Here is a 22,287-nt window from a genome sequence, read left to right on the forward strand (position 1 = left end):
GACGTCCCGCCGGCGGTCGGGTACGCACACTCCGTAGTCGATCCTCACCGGGCGAGGACCGTAGGTGGGTTTTTCGTTGCCAGTCCGCGACTAGTCGAACATGTCAGTCGACGAACTGCGGGAGTACGGACTGGTCGAAATGGACGACAGCGAGATTCGAAACTTCCTCTCGACTCGGAAGACGGGCGTTCTCGGGCTTCCCGACGAAGGTGCACCCTACCTCCTTCCGTTGTCGTTCGGCTACGACGGCGACTCTCACCTGTACTTTACGTACCTCCTCGGTTCGAACAGCCGAAAGGAGGCGCTAACCGAACGGGCCGAGGGCGCGAGCTTTCTCGCGTTCTCGGTCGACACGGCGTACAACTGGGAGAGCGTCCTCCTGTCGGGGCGGATCTCTACCGTCTCGGAGTCGTCGTGGAAGGGACTCGAGGAGGTGCTGGCCGACGCGTGGCGGCCGAGCCTCCTCGAGTCGGCGTCGCACTCCGGGGAGGTCGCCGTCTACGAGTTCCGGATCGACGAGCAGACGGGAATCAAACACCAGGGGCTTCCACCCGCCTTCGAGCCGGCCGACGAGTAGCGACCGACGGCGCCGACCTTCCGATACGAGCTGACGGTCGATGACCGATGCGCACCCCCGGCGCTCGAGCGGAGCTCCGATCGATCGACCGCGATCGCCGAGCCCAACCTGTCAACGCGCCCGGTGTTACCTATTTGGACCCCTTCGGTGTGGAGTCCGACGCCGATGCACGACACGATCCTCGTCCCGACCGACGGAAGCGAGCCGGCCGACCGGGCGGTGGACCACGCGCTCACGCTCGCGGATCGATACGGCGCTGACGTCCACGCTCTGTACTGCGTCGAAACCCACCGCTACGGCGAGCCTGCGCTGAGCAGCACCGAACTCGTCCTCGACGACCTCGAGGACCGCGGCGCCGCGATGCTCGAGACGGTCGGCGAACGGGCGGCAAGCGCCGACGTCGACTGTCGCTGGACCGTCTGTCACGGCCGCCCCTGGGAGGAAGTTCGCGAGAAGGCGGCGGAACTCGACGCGGACCTGATCGTGATCGGCTACCAGGGGCAGAGTCACACGCGGACGGATCGGATCGGCAGCGTCGCCGAGCGGATCGTTCGAACCGCCGACCGACCGGTGTTGACCGTTTGACCCCGCTAGTCCCGAATCGGATGGCGGACCGCGCCGCACGCGGCTTGCCCGTCCCCGCAACCGATACCAGCACGGTCGTCGTACCGAGACCGACGAGATGCACGCTCCATCGCTCCCGGATCGGTCGATCGAGGCGTACGCCGAGGTCACCGATCGAAACGCGACCGAGATCGAGGACGGGTACGACGTCATCGTGATCCACGATCCCCAGCCCCTCGGGACGATCGATCGGCTCGAGAAGACGATGCCGAACGCGGCGACCGTCTGGCGCTGTCACGTCGATCTCACCGCGCCCTCCGAGGAGCACCTCGCGTTCGTCTCCGAGTACGCAAACCGGTTCGATCACGCTGTTTTCAGCCGATCAACGTACGGCGGATCGGTCGACGTTTCGGGAGCGAGCGTCGTCCACCCCTCGATCGACCCGCTCGCCGACAAGAACCGGTCGCTCGACGAGGAGACGGTCGCCGCCGAACGCGATCGGCTCGAGCCCCTCTCGTTCGATGCACCGGTCGTCGCGCAGGTCTCCCGGTTCGACCCGTGGAAGGATCAGTTCGGGACGCTCGCGGCGTACCGTCGAGCCCGCGAGGCGGTGCCGGACCTCCAGCTAGCGCTCGCCGGCGGGATGGCCGGGGACGATCCGGAGGGGATGGAGCTGTACGAACGGATCGCCCAGGAAGCGGTCGCCGACCCGGACGTCCACGTGCTGACCGATCTTCCGGACGCGACGGTGAACGTCCTGCAACGGGAGTCCGACATCGTCGTCCAAAAGTCGCTTCGCGAGGGGTTCGGGCTGGTCGTCTCGGAGGCGCTCTGGAAGCGCACGCCCGTCGTCGGGTCGAACGTCGGCGGCATCCCGCTGCAGGTCGAGGACGGCCACGACGGCTATCTCGTCGACCCCGACGACGTTCCGGGCGTTACCGACGGCGTCGTCGCGCTGCTCGAGGACGAGCGCCTGCGAACGAGCCTCGGCGAGAACGGCCGGGTACGCGTCCGCGAGCGCTTTCTGCTTCCTCGCCAGCTCGCGGACCTCCCCGAGGTCCTCGCGACGGTGCTGGACCTCGAGTACTGACCGCCGCGCTGGTGACCTCGCCGTGGCGGGAAACACGGTGCCGACGGCCACCGCTCCGCTCAGTACCGCTCGAAGTACCGATCCTGCACCTTGACGAACATCGCCATCAGCAGCGCGAAGACGGCCGCTGCGACCGCGATCTGGGCCCAGTGGACGAGCGCGAGCGGTTCGACGTCGAACAGGAGCTGCCCGGTCGGCGTGTAGAGCACGAGCAACTGCAGCGCCATCGCGACGCCGACGGCGAGTACGAGCCACCGGTTCGAGCCGATTCCAAGACCGTACCGGAACCGGATCGCCTGGATGCGAACGATCTCGAAGACGACGAAGCCGGTGAACACCATCGTCTGAGCGAGCTCGCGGCCGACGTCGTAGTCGGGACTCCAGCCCAGCATCGCTCCGGTGACGTCGTACCCCGGAATCAGCTCGCCGTAGAAGTTCAGCGTGAACAGCGGGAGCAGACAGAGCGTCATGAAGAGCGCGATGCCGACGATCGAGGTCACGATCCGCTCCGTAATGACTCCCTCGTCCGGCGGTCGCGGCTCCCGCTCCATGATGTCGTCGGCCGCCGGATCGACGCCCATCGTCAGCGCCGGGATGCCGTCGGTGACGACGTTGATCCAGAGCACCTGGATCGGGGTGATGACGAGCCCGAGCCCCGCCAGCGTCCCCGTGAAGATCATCGTCACCTCGCCGCCGTTGCCCGAAAGCAGGTAGTTGACGAACTTGCGAACGTTGTCGAAGATGCGTCGACCGCCCCGTACCGCGTCCCGGATCGTCGCGAAGTTGTCGTCCAGCAAGACGATGTCGGAGGCCTGCTCGGTCACGTCCGTTCCGCGGATCCCCATGGCGACGCCGACGTCGGCGTTCTTGACCGCGGGCGCGTCGTTGACCCCGTCGCCGGTCATCGCCACCGTGTGTCCCTTGGTCTGGAGCGTCTGGAGGATGCGGGTCTTGTGTTCGGGTGAGGTGCGTGCGAAGATGTCGACGTCCTCGACGATGTCGGCGAGTTCCTCGTCGCTCATCTCCTCGAGTTCGGGCCCGGTGATCACGCGCGTCGATCGCAGTCCCACTTCCTTGCCGACCGCCCGTGCGGTAACGGCGTTGTCGCCGGTGATCATCACGACGTCGATCCCGGCGTCGAGACAGCCCGCGAGCGCGTCCGGTACTTCGGGCCGGGGCGGGTCGAGCATCCCCTGTAGTCCCAAAAAGACCAGCTCCTCCTCGAGGGTCTCGTCCGGGTTCTCGGTCTGTGAGTCGGGGACCTCCGGTCGGTAGGCAAACCCCATCACACGAAGGGCGTCCTCGCCGAACGAGTCGGTCTGTGCCTCGAGCTCCCGACGGCGCTCGTCGGTCAGCTCGACGATCTCGCCGTCGACGAGTTCGCGGGTACAGCGCTCGAGGACGGTCTCGGGGGCACCTTTCGTGTACGCGACCGTGTCGCCATCGGGCGTCTCGTGGACGGTCGTCATCCGCTTTCGTGCCGAGGTGAAATCGACTTCGCCGGTCCGGGGGTACGCCTCGTCGAGTTCGTCGTGGTCGAACCCAGCTTTCTGCGCGGCGACGAACAGCGCGATCTCAGTTGGGTCGCCGAGATACGTTCGCTCCTCCGTTCCGGCGTCGGCGGTCGCGTCCCCACCGTCGGCTTCGTCCCGTTCGCGGGTTCCGACGTCGACGTTGTTGCACAGCATCCCACAGCGCAACACTTCGGCCACGCGATCCTCGCCGACGGGGTCGCCGTCCCGGAGGAACTCGCCGTCGGTGCCGTAGCCGGTACCGGTCACCTCGTAGGTTTCGCGGTTGGCAACGATCCGCTGGACGGTCATCTCCTCCTCGGTGAGCGTCCCCGTCTTGTCCGTACAGATGACGTCGACCGAGCCCAGCGCCTCGACGATCGGGAGTCGACGGACGAGCGCGTTCTTCTCGGCCATCCGCCGGGCGCCGAGTGCCAGCGAGAGCGTGACGACCGCGGGCAGTCCCTCCGGTACTGCGGAGACGGCGATCCCGACAGCCGTCAGGAACACCTGTAGCGGCGCCGTGTCGCCGACGACGAGTTCGGTGATCGCGATGATCGAGACGATCCCGACGACGCCGACCGCGATGAGCTTCCCGAGTCGATCCATCTCGGCCTGGAACGGCGTGTCGCGATCCTCGGCTTCCTCGAGCGCGGTCGCGATCTGGCCGATCTCGGATTCGGGACCGGTCTCGACGACGACTGCCGTCCCCGAACCGCGTTCGACGACGGTGTCCTTGTAGAGCATGTTCTCGCGTTCGGCCAGCGAGGTCTCTCTGGCAACGTCACCGACCTCCTTCGAGACACCGACGCTCTCCCCGGTCAGTGCCGCCTCGTCGACGCTCAGGTTCGACTCCTCGACGATGCGAGCGTCGGCCGGAACGATGTCACCCGATTCGACGAAGATCACGTCGCCAGGTACGAGTTTCGTAGCGTCGACCTCGCGCTTCTCGCCACCGCGACTGACGAGCGCGTACGTCGTCGACATCTCCTTCAGCGCCTGGATGCTCTGTTCGGCCCGGTAATCCTGCAGGAAGCCAAAGAGCGTGATGAAGACGACGATACCTGCGATGACGCCAGCGTCGATCAGGTGTCCGACGCCAGCCATCACGACCGCGGCGACGATCAACACCCAGATCAGCGCCGAGGTGTACTGCTCGAGCAGGATTCGAAGCGGGGAGGTGCCCTCACTCGCCTCGATCTCGTTCGGTCCCTCGCGCTCGAGGCGGGTACGCGCTTCCTCCGGATCTAATCCATCTCGTGATGTCTTCAGATCCGCGTAGACGTCTTCGAGCGAGCGCGAGTGCCAGTCGCTGTCAGAGTCTGACCTGGCTCGCTCGTATTGCTCTGACTGTGACACGTATGGAGTCTGATTCTCGGTAGGGTAATAATCAGTTGTGATCCCCGAAGGTTGGGAACGCGATGCAACCGTCGCGATCCGTCCGAGGTACGGCGACCGATTGGCCGTCGGCGAGACGGTGACGAGTCAGCTCTCGTCTGCCCGTCGTTCGACCGATCGCACGCCTACTCCCGTCTCCCCACGATATCCGGCAGCAGTTTCCGCTGGGCCGACGCGAGATGTTCGGCGAGGCGATGCCGTACCGCGGCGACCACCTCTGTTACCTGACGGAGTTTCTCGGGCACTGCTGTCTCCGGGAGGCGCGGCTCCGACGGCGCGGCGACGACCAGGGTGTCGCGACCGTCGTCGACGCCCGCGGCTCGTTCCTCGAGGACCACCTCGGACGGTGGTTCTGGCGATTCGCGAACGAGGTCAGCACGCGCGACGACGGGTTCTACGCTTCGCTTGCCGACCTGCTCGCGGCTCTCGTCGAGGACGAACTCGAGACCCGCTCCCTGGAGCCGGAGTGGGCCCCCGACGGCCCCGAGGTGACGGAGTGGAGCGAGGACGCCTTCGGCGACGTCGGACGGGGCTGTGGCGGCTGCGGCGCCGACGCTGCGGGACTCGACGAGGCGACGTGGGGGCTACAGTCAGGTACGCCAGGCGACGACGTGTCGCTCGAGTAGCGATCACAGTAGGGCGCCCACTTTCGCGCCGCAGTGCTTCGAACGCCGGTCGGGGGACGTTTCCCACCGTACTGTGGTCCCCCAAACATGCGTTTCGTTATCATCGTTCTATTCGAAAGGATGGGCGCTAACAGCTCTCGGTACGAGTTCGCGTGTTCGCACTGCAGCGAGCGGGTCGTCGTCGACGCGCTGGTCCAGAAACAGCTGCTCGGGACGGGGTGTGTCTTCTGCGGGCGGAACGTCTCGGAGCGGGACTTCGTCCGCGAGCGGTGACTCCCGCCACTCGCGGACCGCAGCGGCTCCCAGTGTCGCGAGGACTCCGGCTCAGTTCGCGAACCGTCCGCCCACGAGGTAGAGGTAGCCGAGCGCGCCGGCCAGCGAGAGCCCGATTCCGACGGTTCGGACGGCTCCGAGCTGGCCGCCGACGCCGACTCCCTGAACCGCGGCGCCGACGGCCAGCAGGGTGATCGTCGCCGCGACGCCCCGCTCGTTCGCGCCGGGAACCCGCGCCCCGGTGACGGGGAAGAATTTGAGGGCGTACCCGACGATCGTCAGCGGAAAGAACCCGCCGAGAACGAGCGTCCAGTGCAGCGTCGTCGCATCCGCGATTCCCACGTCCTCGTTCGCGTCGACGCTGTGCCGATCGCTCTCACACACTGTGACGCGACCGTGTCCAAAAGAGGAGTCGGAAGCAGTTAGCCGGTTGCGCGGTGCTCGCGCCGCGCGGCGAGGAGGTGTCGGACCGCGCCGACGGTGAAGGCCAGCGCACCGAGGATCATCGGCGTGTCGCCGAGGGTTCTGGCCCACAGTAGCGTCTGGATGTGGTCCTGTTCGTAGAACTCGAGGCTGCGGGCCGCGGCGTAGCCGTCCTGGTAGGAGGTCTGGAGCTGCAGGAAGCCAAGCGGCAGCAGCGACGCGATAGTCATCACCGCCAGTCCGACGTTCGTCAGCCAGAACGCCCCGCGGAACCAGGTGGGTTCCCACGCTTCCTCGGGGGTGACGACCCGCATGACGTAGGTGCCGAGTCCGAGCGCGAGCAGGCCGAACGCGCCGAAGGTAGCCGCGTGGCCGTGGGCGACGGTCAGGTAGGTGCCGTGCTCGTAGTAGTTGATCACCGGGAGGTTGATGAAGAAGCCGAGCACCCCGCCGCCGACGAAGTTCCAGACGCTCGACCCGATGATGAAGAGCAGCGGCAGCGTGTAGGGGAACGACTCACCCTGGGCTTTCAGCGCGCTGTACTCGCCGAAGCTCTGGTAGAGGATAAAGAGTAGCGGGACGAACTCGAGCGTCGAGAACGTCGTCCCGATCGGCACCCAGATGTCGGGGAGGCCGACCCACCAGTAGTGGTGGGAGACGCCGACGATCCCCGCCCCCATGATCGCGAACACCTCGAAGAGGATCGCCTTCTCGGCGTCGCCCTTGTCCAGAAGCTCCATCGAGACCAGCGCGACCGAGACGACGGCCGTGACGAAGAACTCGAAGACGCCCTCGACCCACATGTGGACGACCCACCACCGCCAGAACTCCGTGACGGCGATGTTGGTTTCGGGCGTGTAGAGCATGCTCGCGGCGAACATCAGCGCGATCGAGCCGCCCGCGTAGGTCATGAAGTGGCCGAGCCCCGTCGGGGGTTCGTCCATCCGGCGGACGCTTCGCAACACGAGCCCCGTCCAGCTACCGAAGCCGACGAGCAACAGCACCTTCCAGAGTCGGCCGACCTCGAGGTACTCCAGGCCCTCGGAGCCGAGCCACCACCAGAGCTCGCCCTCGTCGGGCGAGGCGAACGCTCCCTGCGAGCTGAGCCAGACGCCCGCGAACGCGCCGACGGTCGTCGCGACGAGGACGCCGAGCAGCCCGGCCGTGGCCGCGGCCTGCAGGGGCGGATCGCTGTCCGTGAACAGCCCGGGGAGGAAGAGTCCGCCCGCGAGCCACAGCGCCGTGATCCAGAGGATCGCGAGGTTGATGTGCCAGGTACGACCGACCGAGAACGGCAACAGGGAGACGATGTCCATTCCCAGCGCGTCGCCGATGCCGTAGAATCCGGTCCGCTCGACGTAGTAGTGAGCCAGCAACGCGCCGACGAGCGTCTGGGCGACGAACAGCGCGCCGGCGACGGGGACGTACCACGCCGCGGCGTACTGAGTCGGCGTGATCGACACGTCGTCCGGCGAGGGGATGTCGACGACCTCGGTCGCCGGCTCGGCGAAGTCGAAGGCGTGGTAGGCCCAGGCGCCCGCGCCGCCGCCCGCGATGAGCAGGACGAGGCTGATCGTGCTCCAGACGAGCACCTGCCCGGTCGGGCGGTTCCCGGTGCCCGGGACGTAGGGCCAGTCGTTCGTGTAGGAGTGATCGGAGCCGGGTCGGTCGGTGTGGGCCATCCACGCCGTCCAACAGGCGAAGTCGGCGATCCGTTCGGCCTCGTCGGCCGAGTTGACGAACTCCGCCGGGACGCCCCGACCGGGGTCGCCCTCGTAGTAGCGCTCGACGTACTCCTCGCGGATGCGGCGGTGGGCGTAGGCCTCCGCGGCCGAGTAGCTCGCGAACGGCCCCTCGGGCGCGTCGGTGTCGAACTCCCGCTCGGCCTGCTCTACGACGCCCGCCCGCTCGTCGGGCTCGAGCTCCTCGACGGCGTCGACGCCCCGCTCGTGGGCGTAGTACTCGCGGACGTACTCGGCTTTGAGCTCCAGAGCGTCCGCGGTCAGATCGACCCCGAAGTACGAGCCGTTGCCCAGGATCGAGCCGTGGTTCATCAGGCCGTTGGCCTGGAACGCCTTCTTCCCCAGCCGTATCTGGTCGGCCGTGACGATCGCCTCACCGTCGGGGTCGCGGATCTCCTCGGGGATCGGCGGCGCCTTCTCCCGGGAGACCCACGCCCCGATACTCATCGCGACGAGGTTCGCGACGAATAGCGCGATCAGCGCCTTCGATCCCGCCGACCTCGAGCGAAGCGACCCGAGGTCGATCCCGCCGGCGTCGGCGGTCGTCAGCGACCCCGAAAACAGCTCGAGGAGTCGCCACCCGAGGACGCCGTCGCCGAACCGGTCACCGCTCGCTCCCACCGAGGCCAACATCGGCAACAGCTGGGTCAGCGCCTGCCCATCCCCAAGGTCGTCCGATAGGAGCGTCGTCGCCGCCAGCGCCGCCGCGGTCGCCACCGAGGCGGAACCAGCGGTCGCGTCCGGATCGTCGCCGGCGGCATCCGCCGCGAGGCTCGGCTGCGGCGGAGTCGGAGGCTCGGCGTCCGCACCCCGTCGCTCGGCCGTTTGCTCCGACACGGCCCGCGACGCCTCGAGCCCCCGCTCGAGCGCCCGGGCGACCTCGACGGCGTCCCGATCTAGGACGTCCTCGAGAACTCGATTCGGCGACCGATCCGTCTCGAGCTCCAGCGTCTCGCAGAACGTCCCGTAGGCGTCGGCGACGGCAGCCGCGGGATCGGTCGGCTCCGTTCCCGAGTTCGACTCCGACGCGGAGCCGTCCGCGTCGGCGATGCGCTCGAGCAGCTCCTCTGGGTCGAGGTCGGCCTCGGGCGCGACCCGATCGCGGATCGCCGCCAGCGTCTGGTCGTCGAGCCGCGTCGCGTCGAGTCGGTACCGACGCAGGAACGCCTCGAGCGCCCGGTCGAGGGTCGCGTCTCGGTCCGTCTCCGCCTGTTCGCGCAGCTCCTCGGCGGAGCGACCGACGACGCGGCTGCACGCCTCGTCGGCGACGCGCTCGAGGACGCGCTCGCGAAGCGTTTCGTCTGGGTCGGACCGACCGCGGCGTCCGTCCGCACCCCGATCGACGGCGGCAGCGGCCCGCCCGCTGACGGCTCGGCGGGCCTGCGCCGAGGCGGTGGCGACGGCGTCCGTTCCGTCCTCGAGGCGGTCGGCTACCGACTCTAGTCGATCTATTCCCCTCGTGCCGGTCAGTAACGCGTTCGCGAGCTCCATGTGCTATGTGACCATCCGCCTGTGTCGTCGTGTTCGAGTCAGTTGTATATTTGTGCGGCTGTCAGTCGCTGATCCCCGTCGAAAGCGCCCCGTCAGGATCCGGATCCGGATTCGTGCTCGGACGGATCGCTATCGGAGATTCGGGTTCGTGCCGACGGATCGTGGACGTCCCCGGAATCGAATATTTCCCGCTTCAACAGCTCTCGAGCGCCCGTTCGGCCCTCGGGAACAACACGTTGTTCTCCTTGTGGACGTGTCGGTGCATGTCAGCCTCGAGGAGCTGCAGGCGATCGAGCATGTTCCGGTAGCTCGTGCAGGCGTCCGACGGGACGGCGTAGCCGTCGCTCAGGGTTCGTATCTCCTCGAGGTGGGCGGCCGCGTCGTCGTGTTCCTCCTCGAGGTGGGCGATCGCCTCGCGGATCCGTGCTTCCTCCGGAGCGGTCGGCGGCGCGCCGTTCTCGAGTTTCCGGATCTCGGGGAAGACGGTCTCCTCTTCGTCGGCGATGTGGTGCGTGACCTCCTCCTGAAGCTCGAGAAACGTCGCCTCGATCGCCTCGAGTTCGGGGTGGGTATCGCCGTGGACGCGGGCCACCTTCCGGACGGTCCGCTCGAGGGAGGGGAGTTCGGCACGCAGGTAGTCGTGGTGCGTTTCGACGACGTCGTCGACGAGTTCCGTGATCGAGGCCTCCGCCGGGGCGAGTTCGTCGGTCGAGTCGGTCGTCGCCAGGCGCTCGACGACGGTGTCCAGCTCGAGGTCGTTTTCAGTACAGGCCCGTCGTAGCGAGGTATCGCCGCCACAGCAGTAGTCGATGCCGAGCGATTCGAAGACGGCCGCGAACTCCGGGTGGTCGCCGACGAGCCGTCCGAGCGAGGTTTCGGGGTCGATCGTTGTGGTTGTGGTCATAGTGGTGGGATCCGTTCGTCCGCGCTGTACGTGGAACGACCGGCCGTTCGTCGAAGCCGTTTCTCCCGAATACGTTCGCCCAGGTTGCGATCGGATCGTCGGCCCCGATCCTCGTTCGACCGGTATCGTTCTTTGGGTCAAATCCCAGCAACTGAGGCTGATCAACCCTTGTTATGTCTGTCGCCGACGTACTCTCGCGTATGACCGAACGCATCCTCCTCGCGTACGACGGCTCGGAACCGTCCGAACAGGCACTCGAGTACGCCCTCGACACGTTCCCGGACGCCGAGATCACCGCGCTGTACGTCGTTCCGGCACCCAGAGGCTACTGGGCGTCGTTCGAGGAACCGGAAGACAGGGTTCCAAACGCCGAAAAGGCCAAACAGCGGGGACGAGAGTTCCTCGACGAGGCCAGCGAAACGGCGTCGGCGCGCGACCGTGAGATCGAGACCGAGATGATCATCGGCGAACCGAACCACGTCATCGTCGGCCAGGCGGTCGACGGCGAGTACGATTCCATCGTCATCGGCAGCCACGGTCGAGAGGGCGTCTCCCGCGTTCTGCTTGGCAGCGTTGCCGAGACCGTCGTCCGTCGCTCGCCGACACCGGTCATCGTTGTTCGCTAACCGGTTGCGAACGCGACGACGGCGGATCTCGAGTCCGGGCGCTGGAGGAGAGCCTACAGCGTTCGAAACGAGGTCCCACCGCAGGAACAGCCGCGACGCGATCCGATGGGGCGGATCTCCCCGTCCTCTGAGAGCCGGGCGGCGACCGCCTTTCCACAGTTTTCACAGACCGCGGCCGTCTTCGATCGAGTATCCGTCGTCATTACCGATTCCGATGGCCTTGATTATGTTAAGCCGACCGAGAAGGCGACCGTAGTGGCGAGGCTGCCGCTACGGCAGTGACAACAGCGCCCCTCCGATTCGCGATCGAGCCGTCCTCGCGTCGAGGCACCGTCCCGGTACGCGTCGGCAGAGCTATCGACGCAACGTCAGCCGAATCGGTCGCCCGAGCACGGGTGAGTCCCGACCGTCGAAACCCATCTTTCGGCCCGGATGGGGATGTGACGAACCGTCCGCCAGTAACTTAATCTGGAAGCCGGAACAGTAGCACTCATGGAACCCGAGTCGTTCTTCCACGTCGCGATCAAGGTCGAGGAGCCGGAGCCCGCCGCGGAGTTCTACCGCGAGCACCTGGACGCAGAGGTCCTCGAGCGCCGCCGAGCCACGGAGTCGGACGACCAGTTCGCCGTCGACGCGGTCGTTCTCGGCATCGCCGACAAGCGCGTCTACCTCTTCGATCGGGCGCCCTACGAGGCCGCGGGACTCGTCGAGGAGCAGCCGCTCGGCTTCCTTCACTTCGGCTACGTCGTCGAGGACGGCATCGAGGAGACGTTCGCACAGCTCGCCGACGACGGCGTCGAGATCGTCATGGAGCCCGCAGTGTACGGCGACAAGCGGATCGCCTTCTTCGTCGCGCCCGGCGACGTACGGATCGAACTCATCGAGTACCTCGAGGACGACTCGAGCGAGTAGGCCGATCCCTTTTGCCGTCGCCGCGCGAACGCGACTCCATGGATACCGACGACTTCGACCACGACGCTCACATGCACGACGCGCTCGAACTCGCACGCGAGGCCGCTACTCGAGGGGATCGACCGTTCGGCAGCGTCCTCGTCCGCGACGATGAAGTCGTCATGTCCGAGTCGAACCGCGTGGTGACCGAGGACGACGTTCGACGCCACCCCGAACTCCACCTCGCCTACCGAGCGTGCCGGGAGCTCGAGCCCGAGGAGCGAGCCGAGACGGTGATGTACACCAGCACGGAGCCGTGTCCGATGTGTGCCGGTGGGATGATCCGTGCGGGGTTCGATCGGGTCGTCTACAGCGTCGGCGGCGACGAGATCGGCGAGTTCACCGGTCACGAGCCGCCGGTTCGCGCGGCGACGGTCCTCGAGGAAGTCACCGACGTCGTCGGTCCCGTGCTGAACGAGGAGGGCCGACGGATTCACGAGAACTTCGACTGGGGAACGACGGGAGACTGACGAGTGACTTCGGTCGAACCCTCGACCATCTCGACGTTCTGCGATCTGTAGCTCGATCGCTCTCCGCTGACTCCTCAAGACCTCATCTAATACTCTATTCTTACAAACATATCTAAGATTCTTGTATTAGATACTAATGCCAGTGTGGGGATGTGAACCTACTGAACCCCGCACGATATCGATGGGATGTTGGCTCTCGTCCGAGAGCCACGGGGACTACCTCCTGTACCTGATCTCGTTCCGGATATCCGAGACGGTGATCCACTGTTCGTCGATCAGTATCAGCAAACAGAGAACGACCGTGAGGAAGAAGACGTACCGTTCTACCACGTCAGCGGGTCCGAGAAGCTCTCCGGTGGCGTTCACCATCGTGTGAAAGATGATCGCTGCGAGAACGCTTTTGGCTGTGTTGTGGTAGATCCACGCGTAGATGATCTGCACAAACACCATTCCGCCAAAGAAGTAGAACGGATCCGGATCGATCGTGGCCGCGCCGTAGTAGTCCTCCATCAGCCACAGTGGTACGTGCCAGGTCGCCCATACGACTCCAGTGATCACGCCGACCGCGACGACGCCCCGGAACTCGAGTAGTCGATGGACGAAGTAGCCGGACAATCCGATCTCTTCGACCACTCCTGCAAGTAGCGTAAACGTCAGGAGCAGGGCCAGTGATTCCACGGCTATCGAGGGGTTCAATGGCTGATCCGACGCGCCGAGGAGTAGTACGAGACCTGCCGCGACGACCGTGATCGCGGGTTGGAGGAAAATGCAGATCAGGTACCACCTGGGGCCGATTCGACGCGTGTTGACGGTCCGGTCCCAGAGATCTCGCAGTCCTGACCATCCCCCTACCCGGTGGGTCAGTACGATTCCACCCACTGTTGGACTGAGTCCACCAACATAGAACAACATCACGTTCGGAAACGTCCAGACGCTCTCTCCGGACAGGATAATGAATCCCCAGAAAATCCACGCCCAACCGAGATAGATGACAACGAAAAAATAGGGATTCGTCGGGTTCGGTGCGATTGTAGCGAGTCGTTCAGTGATGCGCATCGGTTACTCTGTCTCGGAGGTATTGAGCTGGTTTGCTGGAACGCCTCCCACGTGCTCCGTGCCGGGAATCGTCTCGCGGGTCGAAAGCTTCCTGCCACCGTAGACGACCACGAGCAAAGCTGCGACGACGAGATAGACGATCGTCATCGACACGTCTACCGCGAGTGGCGTTTCGACTACCTGTATATCGATTTCATATGGGTAGAGCAGCATGCTCACGTTGCTGGCAGCGTGGAACATCATCGCCAGCAAAATGCTGCCGCCAGTACTGTTGTACACCCACGTGATCATTACCGAAAGTCCGATAGTCTGTAAGAGATACAACGCCGGTGGTACTTGCGAGTAGAAGGTACCCGGAACGAAAAACAGTGGCGCGTGCCAGACCGCCCATACGACACCGATCACGACGCTTGCAATGAGAGCGGTATATCGTTCTTGGAGTCGTGGCAGCGCAAACCCGCGCCAGCCGAACTCTTCGAGCCCACCCATGAGGAAGAGTTGGAAGAAAAAGTAGCCGACGATCAATCCCGTTCTTCTAGGAAGCAGTTCCAGCCGTGGCGGGTCGCCGGTCAGAATCACGTACAGCACCGTTGAACTGGCGACGAGGACGACAGGAAGTCCGACGATTGCGATCAGGTACCAGCGCAGGCCGGCCCGCCAGATGAGCACCTGGCCTGCCCACTGCCGGAGGCTTCCACCGGTCACCCACGTGAGGAATGCCGCAGCGACTCCCGGTCCTAACACTCCAAACGGGATTGGGAGACCGGCGACAAATTCGAGACCGTGGATCGTCCACGTGAACGCGATCGTGAGAAGAAAAAAGAGTGTAACCTGGTGGGATCGAGTGAACGCTTGCAGATCAGTCTTCATGGACGGTGCCTCCATTATGCGGCCGATCTACCGGGACGCCGCCCGCGTGCTCCCTGCCGGGGATCGATTCTTTGCTCGTCAGATCTCGGCCATAGACGGCCAGGATGAGCACTGCGATAACCAGCAGTAGGACGGTTCTCGACACTCCGAGGAGGTACGGAAATTCGGCAATGTCGAGTTCCCCTTCGTACGGGTAGAGCACCAATGTCGTGTTATAGACGCCGTGTAACAGCGCCGCCATCAGCACGCTTCCACCGGTGCTGTTGTAGACCCAGGTGAACAGGATCGATAGTGTCAATCCGTCCATCAGATAGATGATCGGACCCATCTGCGCTTGAAAGGAGTCGGGCTGAAAAAAGAGCGGAAAGTGCCAGAGCGCCCAGAAAACGCCGATGATGAGGCTGGCTAGCAACGCGTTGTACCGGTCTTGAAGCCGAGGGAGGGCAAATCCGCGCCAGCCGAGTTCCTCTCCGAGGCCCGCAGTCAAGATCTGATATGCGAGGAAGAGCAGAACGATCCACATTCGCTCCGGGAGGACTCCTGGAGCAAGTCCGTCGGTGTCGCCGGTTAGAGCGACGTATATGGCCGTCGATCCGCCGACCAAGACGACGGGAAACCCGACCAGCACGATCAGATACCAGCGGCCGCTGGTTCGCCAGATGAATAGTTGTCTTCCCCACTGTCGTACGTTCCCACCGGTTAGCCAGGTCACGATCGCCGCGGCGATTATCGGACCGTACACAGCTATCGGCGGTAAACTACTGTCAGAAACGAACTCTATCCCGTATACCCCCCACGAAAATCCGAGTGTTAGCAGGAGAAAGAGCGTTAGCTGGTGTGACCGGGCGAGTTTTTGCAGTCTTGCGTTCATTTTCCTGTCACCTCGCTGGATTCGATACCGTCGGCCGGGGTGAACGTCGTCTTCCTCTTCGAGGGCCAACAGCGACTTCCTCTGGTATCATCCGATTGGCTGGCACTCGGACAGAAATTCAGGCAGCTTCGTCGCATAGACGCTTATCCGGCCGGCTATCTAGCCAGCCCAGATCAGCAGTCATATACCTTCGGGCGAGCAGGGACTTGAGATACTGAAATATGGCACAAATCCCATCCAGGCATCACATTCATTGATGAAAATCGCCATTATAGTATTATATCTGACGAAATCTACGATATTATGAAGGTCTTTCCAGCTACAAGCTACGGCGACGTTTTTCGGTCAGTCCCCGTAACTACTCCTATGCCGTCGGATCGCTCGGAAGCAGCTCCGATTACCCGCCGCCGGTTGCTCTTCGCTCCCCTCACCGGAGCAGCCGGAGGGCTCTCCACACAGTTCGGCTCCGCCAGAAGAGATGGCTCATCGACTGAATTGCTCTCAGTACATCTCGACGAGCGCGTTCCGGGCTTGCTCGACCGATACGGCGTCCCGGGGGCATCGATCGCTCTGATCGAGGACGGCGAGGTAACCTGGAGCGGTGCCTACGGTAGCGCCGACCCTGCGGAAGGGCACCCGATGACCGAGGACACCCCGTTCCGGGTCCAATCCATTACGAAGACGGTAACCGCATGGGGAGTGGTAAAGCTCGTTGAGGAGGGAGAGCTCGCACTCGACGATCCAGTGGGCCAGCACCTCACGAGCTGGGAGCGGCCGGACACCGAGTACTCGTGGGCGGACGTGACCGTGCGGCGATTGCTCAACCACAGCGCCGGGATGCCGACGGGCGGGTACGAAAGCGTCCCACTGGACGAGGACCCGCCGCCGCTCCGGGAGGCGCTGTCCGGAAACACGGGCGGACCGACGGCGCGACCGACTGCCGAACCCGGCGAGTTCCGGTACTCGAATATCGGGTACGCACTACTGGAACTCCTCGTCGAGGACGTCACGGGTCGTGACTTCGCGGCGTACGTGGACGACGCGATCCTCGATCCCCTCGGGATGGACGACGCCACCTTCGTCGCCACTGAGCGACTCCGCTCGGAACTGGCCACGGAGCACTTCGTGGACGGAACGCCGGTACCCGCGACACAGAGTCCCGCCAGTGCCCACAGCGGACTGTACGCGACTGTGGAAGATATCGCCCGCTTCGTCGCCGCTGGCACGGAGACGAGCGGGGAACCTGCGGGGCGAGGCGTCCTCGCTCCGGAGCGCGTCGCGGAGATGCACGCTTCGACCGTCGGAACGGCGGGATTCTACAGCCTCGCAAGCGACGGCGCGGGGTTCGGTCACTTCGTCGAAACGCTCTCGCAGGGCGAGCGAGCGGTGATGAACGGCGGACAGGGTCCCGGCTCGTGGCACTGGTTCCACGCCGTCCCCGGGACCGGCGACGGGATCGTCGTCCTCACGAACAGCGAACGGAGTGTACAGCTGATCGCCGACGTCGTCGAGGCGTGGACGGATCGACGTGGCCTCCCCGCGGTGTCACTGACGCGCGCGAGGCGATGGATCCGCCTTCCGGTCTGGATTCTCGTCGGCGTTGCGGCCGGTCTCACCCTCCGACTCGGGTATGGAGTCGTCACGAGGACGCGGACGTTCGCCCCGCTATCGAACCGCGACCGGACCGCTCGGACCGTCCTCGGCGGCCTCGCGGTCGTCACGTTCGGACTCTGGTGGGCGCTCGGACGGGAGGCCGTCGCGTTCTTCCTGCCGGTGATCGCCGAGTGGATTGGACTGGCGCTGTCGGTAGTCGTCGCTCTCCTGTTAGTGACGGTTCTGTTCCCGCGAACGGAGAGGGATGACCCGACGTGACCGATAGCGATACCAGCGACGAAACAGCGGCTGCAGCTCTCGTAGCGTCCTCGGATAGGGATCCGGAGTTCTTCGAGCACTCGAACCCGGGCAGTTTTTCGCCATCGCGTTTGGCGTGTCGTCCCTCTCTTGGGCGGCTACAGAGCAGTACTGACGCGACTTCCGGCGACACGGTTCCGGCGTTCGAGCGAGCTACCGAGATGGCCGTTGTCCCGGTATCGGTTCTCCCGTACGTGGCTTTCGTGTACTGTAGCGAACGTCGAGGCGCGACGCTCGAACGCGCCAGAGTGGCTGCAGCGTCGGCCGCGGTCGGAACAGGCAAGTCGCCCCGACCGACAGGTCGAGACGTGCCAGCCACAGTCGTCACCGGATCGTCCAGAGGTATCGGGAAGGCAATCGCGCTTCGGTTCGCCGACGACGGCTACGACGTCGCCGTCAACTACCGCTCGAGCGAGGACGCCGCCGACCGGGTCGCCGATGAGATCCGCGAGCGGGGCCAGGAAGCGATCGTCGTCGGAGCCGACGTCTCGGAGTCCGATGCTGCAGCCCGGCTGGTCGATGCCGCTGCCGACGCGTTCGGCGGGATCGATCACGTCGTCAACAACGCGGGGATCGACCAGCACGTCCGGACCGAAGACCTCGAGCCCGCGGACTTCGATCGGATCATGGACGTCAACGTCAACTCGGCGTTCGCCGTTACGAAGGCGGCGTTACCACACCTCCAGGCGTCGGAGGACGACCCCTCGGTGACGAACGTCTCCTCGATCCTCGCCCACACCGGCGCGGGGATCGAGTGTCACTACGCCTCCTCGAAGGGGGCGTTGCTCTCGCTCACTCGCAGTCACGCGCGGGACTTCGCGCCCGAGGTTCGGGTGAACGCGGTCGCACCGGGCCACGTCGAGACGGACATGACGAGCGATCGGACGCCCGAGGAGAAACGCGAGGAGCTGGCGGCGATTCCGGTCGGTCGGTACGGAAAACCCGTGGATATCGCCGACGCGATCGCGTACCTCCGCGACGCCACGTTCGTCACGGGCGAAACCCTGAACGTCAACGGCGGCGAGCTGATGTCCTGACTCTCGATCCCCTCAGTACTCCCGCAGCCCCGCCTCGAGACGGTCGAACCCTTCGTGGAGGCGGTCCTCGGAGTTCGCAAAGGAGAGTCGCAGCCGTCCGGGCGCCGTCTCGCCGAACCCGGTCCCCGGTGCGAGGACGACGCCGTGCTCCCGAAGAAGGTACTTCGCGATCGAGAGGCTGTCGTCGTCGATGCCCGGATCGAGGAAGGCGTAGAACGCCCCCTCAGGTCGGGGACATGAGAGGCCGTCGATCTCGGCGACGCGGTCGACGACGAGATCCCGCCGTCGGTGAAACGCCTCGTACATCTCCTCGAAGGGCTCCTGTGGTCCCGTAAGCGCGGCGATCGCGGCGTGCTGGGCGACGCTCGAGGCGCAGGCCGTCGTCGACTCGTGGATCTTGACGACCTCGTCGATCAGGTGGTCGTCGCCCGCGAGCCAGCCCAGCCGCCAGCCGGTCATCGCGTAGGCCTTCGAGCAGGAGCCGACCGTCAGCACGTGCTCGGGGTGGCCGGTGTAGGACGCGATCCCCTCGGCCTCGCCGTCGTAGGTCAGTCCGAGGTACACCTCGTCGGCGATCACGTAGGCGTCGTGGTCCGCGGCGGCCTCGACGACCGCCCGGCAGGCCTCGGGGTCGAACACGCGACCGGTCGGGTTCGACGGCGTCGTGAGTACGACCGCCGCGGTATCGTCGCTCATCGCCTCGATCACGCGATCGGCCTCGAGGGCGAACCCCGACGCGGCCGACAGCGGAACCTCGCGAAACGTTCCGTCGGCCAGCAGCGCCTGGGTCTCGTAGTTCGGCCAGGTCGGTCCGGGGACGAGGACCTCCTCGCCGGGCGAGACGGTCGCCAGCACCGCGAGGTGGAGCGCCTCCATCCCGCCGGTGGTGACGACGATCTCGTCGGGCCCATGTTCGACGCCGAACTCGCCGGAGAGCGTGTCGCTGATCGCACGCCGGCATTCGGGAAGGCCCGCGTTGGACGTGTAGTGGGTCTCCCCCTCCCGGGCGGCGCTGGCCGCGGCGTCGATGACGTGTTCGGGGGTGTCGAAGTCGGGTTCCCCGACCTCGAGGCGAACGAGGTCGCCGTCGTGTCGCTCCGCGAGATCGAACATGACGCGGATGCTCGAGCGCTCGGCTCGACGAACCCGGTCCGTTGGTGTCGGCATACTCCATACCACAGAGATCGACGGCAAAAGGAGTTGGATGCCGGAAATCGCTGCGTCGACCGCCGCGCGAGAGAACGCGGTCGTGTAGTCCCGGCCGCTGATCGTTCCGACGGGGAGTGTTCTCGTCGGATCGGGACGTCCGCCGTCTCCGCGTCGCCGGTCAAACCCGGTCCGCGATCACTTTCATAGCCCGCGGACATACAACTCGAGGCGGGAAAGCTATCAAATACATATTCGTTGAATTCTCCGACGAGATGGACGACCTCACCGGGTTCCAGCGAGACCTCCTGTACGTGATCGCGGGCGCCGACCAACCCTCCGGCCAGGACATCAAATCGGAGATCGAACAGTACTACAGCTCCGAGATCAACCACGGCCGGCTATACCCGAACCTCGACACCCTGGTCAACAAGGGGCTCGTCGAGAAGGGCGAACTCGACCGACGGACGAACTACTACGCGATCACCGACGACGGCGAGCGGACGATCCGCAACCGTCGGGAGTGGGAACAACAGTACGCCGATTCGTAGGGTCGTCGCTCCTGCGGCTCTCGGGTCCGACGTGGACGGACCCCGTCAGTCGCGGGTGCCGACGATACTCGGAAGGAGCTTCCGCTGTGCCGACGCGAGGTGCTCCGCGAACGTCGCTCGGTTGATGTCGAGGGCGTCCGCGACTTCGCCCGCGGTAGCGTCTCGTGGCCGCTGGAAGTACCCCATCTCGAGTGCGGTTTGTAACACCTCGACCTGTCGGTCGGTGAGGCGGCCCCGATCGACGTGAACGAGCGTCGAATCGGGTCCCGTCGTCTCCGAACGAATGATTCGCTCGACGGACAGCCCTTCGTACCGGGAGCGAAGCTCCGTGAGCATGGGTCGGATCTCGTCTATCTCGGCGACGTGGAAGGTGACGAACAGCGTCCCCTCGCGCGCCTCGACGTCGGCGACCGGGCTGCCGAACCGTTCGATCGACACGCAGGGACAGTCCCGTCGGCAGTCCCGCTCGAACCGGTAGATTTCGCTCGAGGCGTCGGCGAACACCGATTCGATCGGAAGCGAGAGTTCGTCGGATCCGACGCCCGCGTCCTCGTCCGGGAGGTCGAGTACGAACTCCTCGACGGTGCGCTCCGACTCCGGTTCTGCCGACCAGGCGACCGACCGCCCGACCCCGCCGGTTGCCGCCGACGCGTCGGCGACCGGACAGCTCTCGGGAGCGGTGATCCGGAGCTCCACTCGAACGCCGTTTCCCATGCGAACTGGTGGCAACCCTCGTGGATAAAAACGAACTGCAAGCGTGTTCCGGCCACTGTTGTACTCCGTCGGTGACGTTATAAACACCCACAGCTCTGTGTGAGAGGGCGTTTGCCACCCCGTCGCCGAGAAGGGAGCACGGAGCGGCGTCCCTCGAGGAGCCACCGAGAGAACCACTATGACAGCCGAGAACCCAACCCAGGTATCGAACCCGTTCGAGGAGATCGAACTGCCCGACGGAACCGACCCGGTCTCGAAGGGGATCGTCCGAGGATTCGACAGGCGAGATCGGACGATTACGGTCGAGATCGCTATCGACGGTCTCGGCGAGAGCCTCGCCGAACGGATCGTCGAGCAGATCCGCGGGGCCGCGCTCGCGTTACCGGAGGCCGAACGCGTCCGGGTCCTGCCGGCACGACACGAGGACAAGGACGTCGAACTGCCCGCGGTCGAGTACGTGATCGCCGTCGCGAGCGCGAAAGGCGGGGTCGGCAAGACGACCGTCTCGGTCGCGCTCGCACGAACCCTCGCGGCCCGAGGGTACGACGTCGGACTGTTCGACGCGGACATCTACGGCCCGAACGTCCCGCACCTGCTCGAGGACGTCGAGGGGCCGGTCCTCACGAACGAGGTCGGCCAGCCGGTCCCCCTCCAAGGTGAGGACGGACTGGAGGTGCTCAGCCCCGGCGTCGTCGGGGGCGATCCGCCGACGGCGCGTCGCGGCGCTATTGCGTACGGTGCCGTCGAGAACCTGCTCGGCCAGGGTGCCTGGACGGACCGCGACGTAATGATCATCGACATGCCCGCGGGCTCCGACGACGTCGTAGGGGCGGCCCTCGAGCACGTGCCGGTCGACGGCGCCGTCTTCGTCACGACGCCGTTCGACGCCAGCGTCGACGACACGAGGCGGACGATCGAGCTGTTCGAGGAGCGGGGCGTCACGTCCGTCGCCGCGGTCGTCAACATGAACAGCTTCGAGTGTGAGTGTTGTGGCGAGCGAAACGCCCTGTTCGAGGACGTCGTCGACCTCGACGTCCCGGTCGTCCACGAGCTCCCGTTCGATCGCGACCTGCAGCGAAACCCGGGCGGTCGACGCGACTACGAGGCGTTCGACGGGATCGCGGGAACGGTCGGCTCGTTCCTCGACGAGGTTCTCGGCGCCGTTCCGGACGACGCGTTCGATCTTCGGGGGCTCCCTCGAGAGTGTCAGGTTCGACAGCTGAGCGACGAGCTGGCGACCGCGGCAGCCGGCGACCGCGTGCGAGCGGTCGTCGAGGATCCGACGTCGGTCCGCGCCGCGCTCCGCTCGGATGCGGAGGAGCTCCTCGACTCGATCGCGCGGACGCAGATCGGAACGACCGGGGCGATGCTCGAGCTGACCCGCCGCTAACCGACTCTAATTTCGAGGCTGATACCCGTCGCGAGCGGGCTCGAGCGACCGCCCGTTAAAAACCACCATAGCTCGGTGGTAGCACGGTGTTCCGT

At 65.4% G+C, this 22,287-nt stretch carries 22 protein-coding genes; 12 read left to right on the forward strand and 10 right to left on the reverse strand.

Annotated elements, in window-relative coordinates:
- Positions 1-100: 100 nt before the first annotated feature.
- From QA609_RS17270 to QA609_RS17280, 3 genes are all read left to right on the forward strand, one after another.
- A complete protein-coding gene (locus tag QA609_RS17270; protein WP_278303853.1) occupies positions 101-577 on the forward strand; it encodes a pyridoxamine 5'-phosphate oxidase family protein in 477 nt (158 codons plus the stop codon).
- 165 nt (positions 578-742) lie between these two features.
- Complete coding sequence (locus QA609_RS17275; RefSeq protein ID WP_278303854.1) at positions 743-1,162, forward strand: universal stress protein; 420 nt, start codon at positions 743-745, stop codon at positions 1,160-1,162.
- A 97-nt stretch (positions 1,163-1,259) separates the two neighbouring features.
- Positions 1,260-2,231 carry a glycosyltransferase gene (locus QA609_RS17280; protein WP_278303855.1) on the forward strand — a complete coding sequence of 324 codons (972 nt, stop codon included), beginning with the start codon at positions 1,260-1,262 and terminating at the stop codon, positions 2,229-2,231.
- 59 nt (positions 2,232-2,290) lie between these two features.
- On the opposite strand, the gene QA609_RS17285 is transcribed toward QA609_RS17280, so the two are convergent.
- Positions 2,291-5,101 carry a cation-transporting P-type ATPase gene (locus tag QA609_RS17285; protein ID WP_278303856.1) on the reverse strand — a complete coding sequence of 937 codons (2,811 nt, stop codon included), beginning with the start codon at positions 5,099-5,101 and terminating at the stop codon, positions 2,291-2,293.
- A gap of 218 nt (positions 5,102-5,319) precedes the next feature.
- Between QA609_RS17285 and QA609_RS17290 the strand changes: the two genes are divergently transcribed.
- Together QA609_RS17290 and QA609_RS17295 are read left to right on the forward strand one after the other, a co-directional pair.
- Entirely contained in the window at positions 5,320-5,766 is a 447-nt protein-coding gene (locus tag QA609_RS17290) for a molecular chaperone TorD family protein (RefSeq protein ID WP_278303857.1), read from the forward strand.
- Positions 5,767-5,886: 120 nt separating this feature from the next.
- On the forward strand, positions 5,887-6,039 hold the full coding sequence (locus QA609_RS17295; protein ID WP_278303858.1) for a hypothetical protein: 153 nt from the start codon (positions 5,887-5,889) through the stop codon (positions 6,037-6,039).
- Between the two features lie 51 nt (positions 6,040-6,090).
- Here QA609_RS17295 and QA609_RS17300 read toward each other — a convergent pair whose 3' ends face one another.
- The 3 genes from QA609_RS17300 to ric all read right to left on the reverse strand — a co-directional run bounded on the left by QA609_RS17300 (position 6,091) and on the right by ric (position 10,599).
- Positions 6,091-6,423: a hypothetical protein gene (locus tag QA609_RS17300; RefSeq protein WP_278303859.1), complete on the reverse strand. Its 333-nt coding sequence runs from the start codon at positions 6,421-6,423 to the stop codon at positions 6,091-6,093.
- 38 nt (positions 6,424-6,461) lie between these two features.
- Positions 6,462-9,695, reverse strand: coding sequence for a cbb3-type cytochrome c oxidase subunit I (locus QA609_RS17305; RefSeq protein ID WP_278303860.1), 3,234 nt, complete (start codon positions 9,693-9,695; stop codon positions 6,462-6,464).
- A 193-nt stretch (positions 9,696-9,888) separates the two neighbouring features.
- Positions 9,889-10,599: an iron-sulfur cluster repair di-iron protein gene (ric, locus tag QA609_RS17310; RefSeq protein WP_278303861.1), complete on the reverse strand. Its 711-nt coding sequence runs from the start codon at positions 10,597-10,599 to the stop codon at positions 9,889-9,891.
- Positions 10,600-10,799: 200 nt separating this feature from the next.
- Between ric and QA609_RS17315 the strand changes: the two genes are divergently transcribed.
- A complete protein-coding gene (locus tag QA609_RS17315; RefSeq protein WP_278303862.1) occupies positions 10,800-11,225 on the forward strand; it encodes a universal stress protein in 426 nt (141 codons plus the stop codon).
- A 53-nt stretch (positions 11,226-11,278) separates the two neighbouring features.
- Here QA609_RS17315 and QA609_RS17320 read toward each other — a convergent pair whose 3' ends face one another.
- The gene (locus QA609_RS17320) at positions 11,279-11,428 is read right to left on the reverse strand and encodes a hypothetical protein (protein WP_005557342.1); all 150 of its coding nucleotides are present in this window, start codon (positions 11,426-11,428) and stop codon (positions 11,279-11,281) included.
- Between the two features lie 289 nt (positions 11,429-11,717).
- Between QA609_RS17320 and QA609_RS17325 the strand changes: the two genes are divergently transcribed.
- Together QA609_RS17325 and QA609_RS17330 are read left to right on the forward strand one after the other, a co-directional pair.
- Positions 11,718-12,137, forward strand: coding sequence for a VOC family protein (locus QA609_RS17325; RefSeq protein WP_278303863.1), 420 nt, complete (start codon positions 11,718-11,720; stop codon positions 12,135-12,137).
- 38 nt (positions 12,138-12,175) lie between these two features.
- Positions 12,176-12,646, forward strand: coding sequence for a nucleoside deaminase (locus QA609_RS17330; protein ID WP_278303864.1), 471 nt, complete (start codon positions 12,176-12,178; stop codon positions 12,644-12,646).
- 216 nt (positions 12,647-12,862) lie between these two features.
- Here the strand turns inward: QA609_RS17330 and QA609_RS17335 are convergent, their stop codons facing one another.
- Genes QA609_RS17335 through QA609_RS17345 form a run of 3 tightly spaced genes read right to left on the reverse strand, consistent with a single transcriptional unit; the run spans position 12,863 to position 15,443 of the window.
- Entirely contained in the window at positions 12,863-13,702 is an 840-nt protein-coding gene (locus QA609_RS17335; protein ID WP_278303865.1) for a CPBP family intramembrane glutamic endopeptidase, read from the reverse strand.
- 3 nt (positions 13,703-13,705) lie between these two features.
- A complete protein-coding gene (locus QA609_RS17340) occupies positions 13,706-14,572 on the reverse strand; it encodes a type II CAAX endopeptidase family protein (protein WP_278303866.1) in 867 nt (288 codons plus the stop codon).
- Positions 14,562-15,443 (reverse strand): CPBP family intramembrane glutamic endopeptidase, encoded by an 882-nt coding sequence (locus QA609_RS17345; RefSeq protein WP_278303867.1) that lies wholly within the window; start codon positions 15,441-15,443, stop codon positions 14,562-14,564. Before QA609_RS17345 ends, QA609_RS17340 begins: the two co-directional genes overlap by 11 nt.
- A 366-nt stretch (positions 15,444-15,809) precedes the next feature.
- Between QA609_RS17345 and QA609_RS17350 the strand changes: the two genes are divergently transcribed.
- Positions 15,810-17,315: a serine hydrolase domain-containing protein gene (locus QA609_RS17350; RefSeq protein WP_278303868.1), complete on the forward strand. Its 1,506-nt coding sequence runs from the start codon at positions 15,810-15,812 to the stop codon at positions 17,313-17,315.
- 347 nt (positions 17,316-17,662) lie between these two features.
- Complete coding sequence (locus QA609_RS17355; protein WP_278303869.1) at positions 17,663-18,391, forward strand: glucose 1-dehydrogenase; 729 nt, start codon at positions 17,663-17,665, stop codon at positions 18,389-18,391.
- A 12-nt stretch (positions 18,392-18,403) separates the two neighbouring features.
- Here the strand turns inward: QA609_RS17355 and QA609_RS17360 are convergent, their stop codons facing one another.
- Positions 18,404-19,558, reverse strand: a complete 1,155-nt coding sequence (locus QA609_RS17360; RefSeq protein ID WP_278303870.1) for a pyridoxal phosphate-dependent aminotransferase — start codon at positions 19,556-19,558, stop codon at positions 18,404-18,406.
- A gap of 254 nt (positions 19,559-19,812) precedes the next feature.
- Between QA609_RS17360 and QA609_RS17365 the strand changes: the two genes are divergently transcribed.
- Complete coding sequence (locus QA609_RS17365) at positions 19,813-20,088, forward strand: PadR family transcriptional regulator (protein WP_278303871.1); 276 nt, start codon at positions 19,813-19,815, stop codon at positions 20,086-20,088.
- A gap of 45 nt (positions 20,089-20,133) precedes the next feature.
- On the opposite strand, the gene QA609_RS17370 is transcribed toward QA609_RS17365, so the two are convergent.
- A complete protein-coding gene (locus tag QA609_RS17370; RefSeq protein WP_278303872.1) occupies positions 20,134-20,802 on the reverse strand; it encodes a helix-turn-helix domain-containing protein in 669 nt (222 codons plus the stop codon).
- A gap of 178 nt (positions 20,803-20,980) precedes the next feature.
- On the opposite strand from QA609_RS17370, the gene QA609_RS17375 reads away from it, so the two are divergent.
- The gene (locus tag QA609_RS17375) at positions 20,981-22,192 is read left to right on the forward strand and encodes a P-loop NTPase (protein WP_278303873.1); all 1,212 of its coding nucleotides are present in this window, start codon (positions 20,981-20,983) and stop codon (positions 22,190-22,192) included.
- Positions 22,193-22,287 lie beyond the last annotated feature (95 nt).

The sequence above is a fragment of the Natronococcus sp. A-GB7 genome, from assembly GCF_029688865.1.
GTDB lineage: Archaea > Halobacteriota > Halobacteria > Halobacteriales > Natrialbaceae > Natronococcus.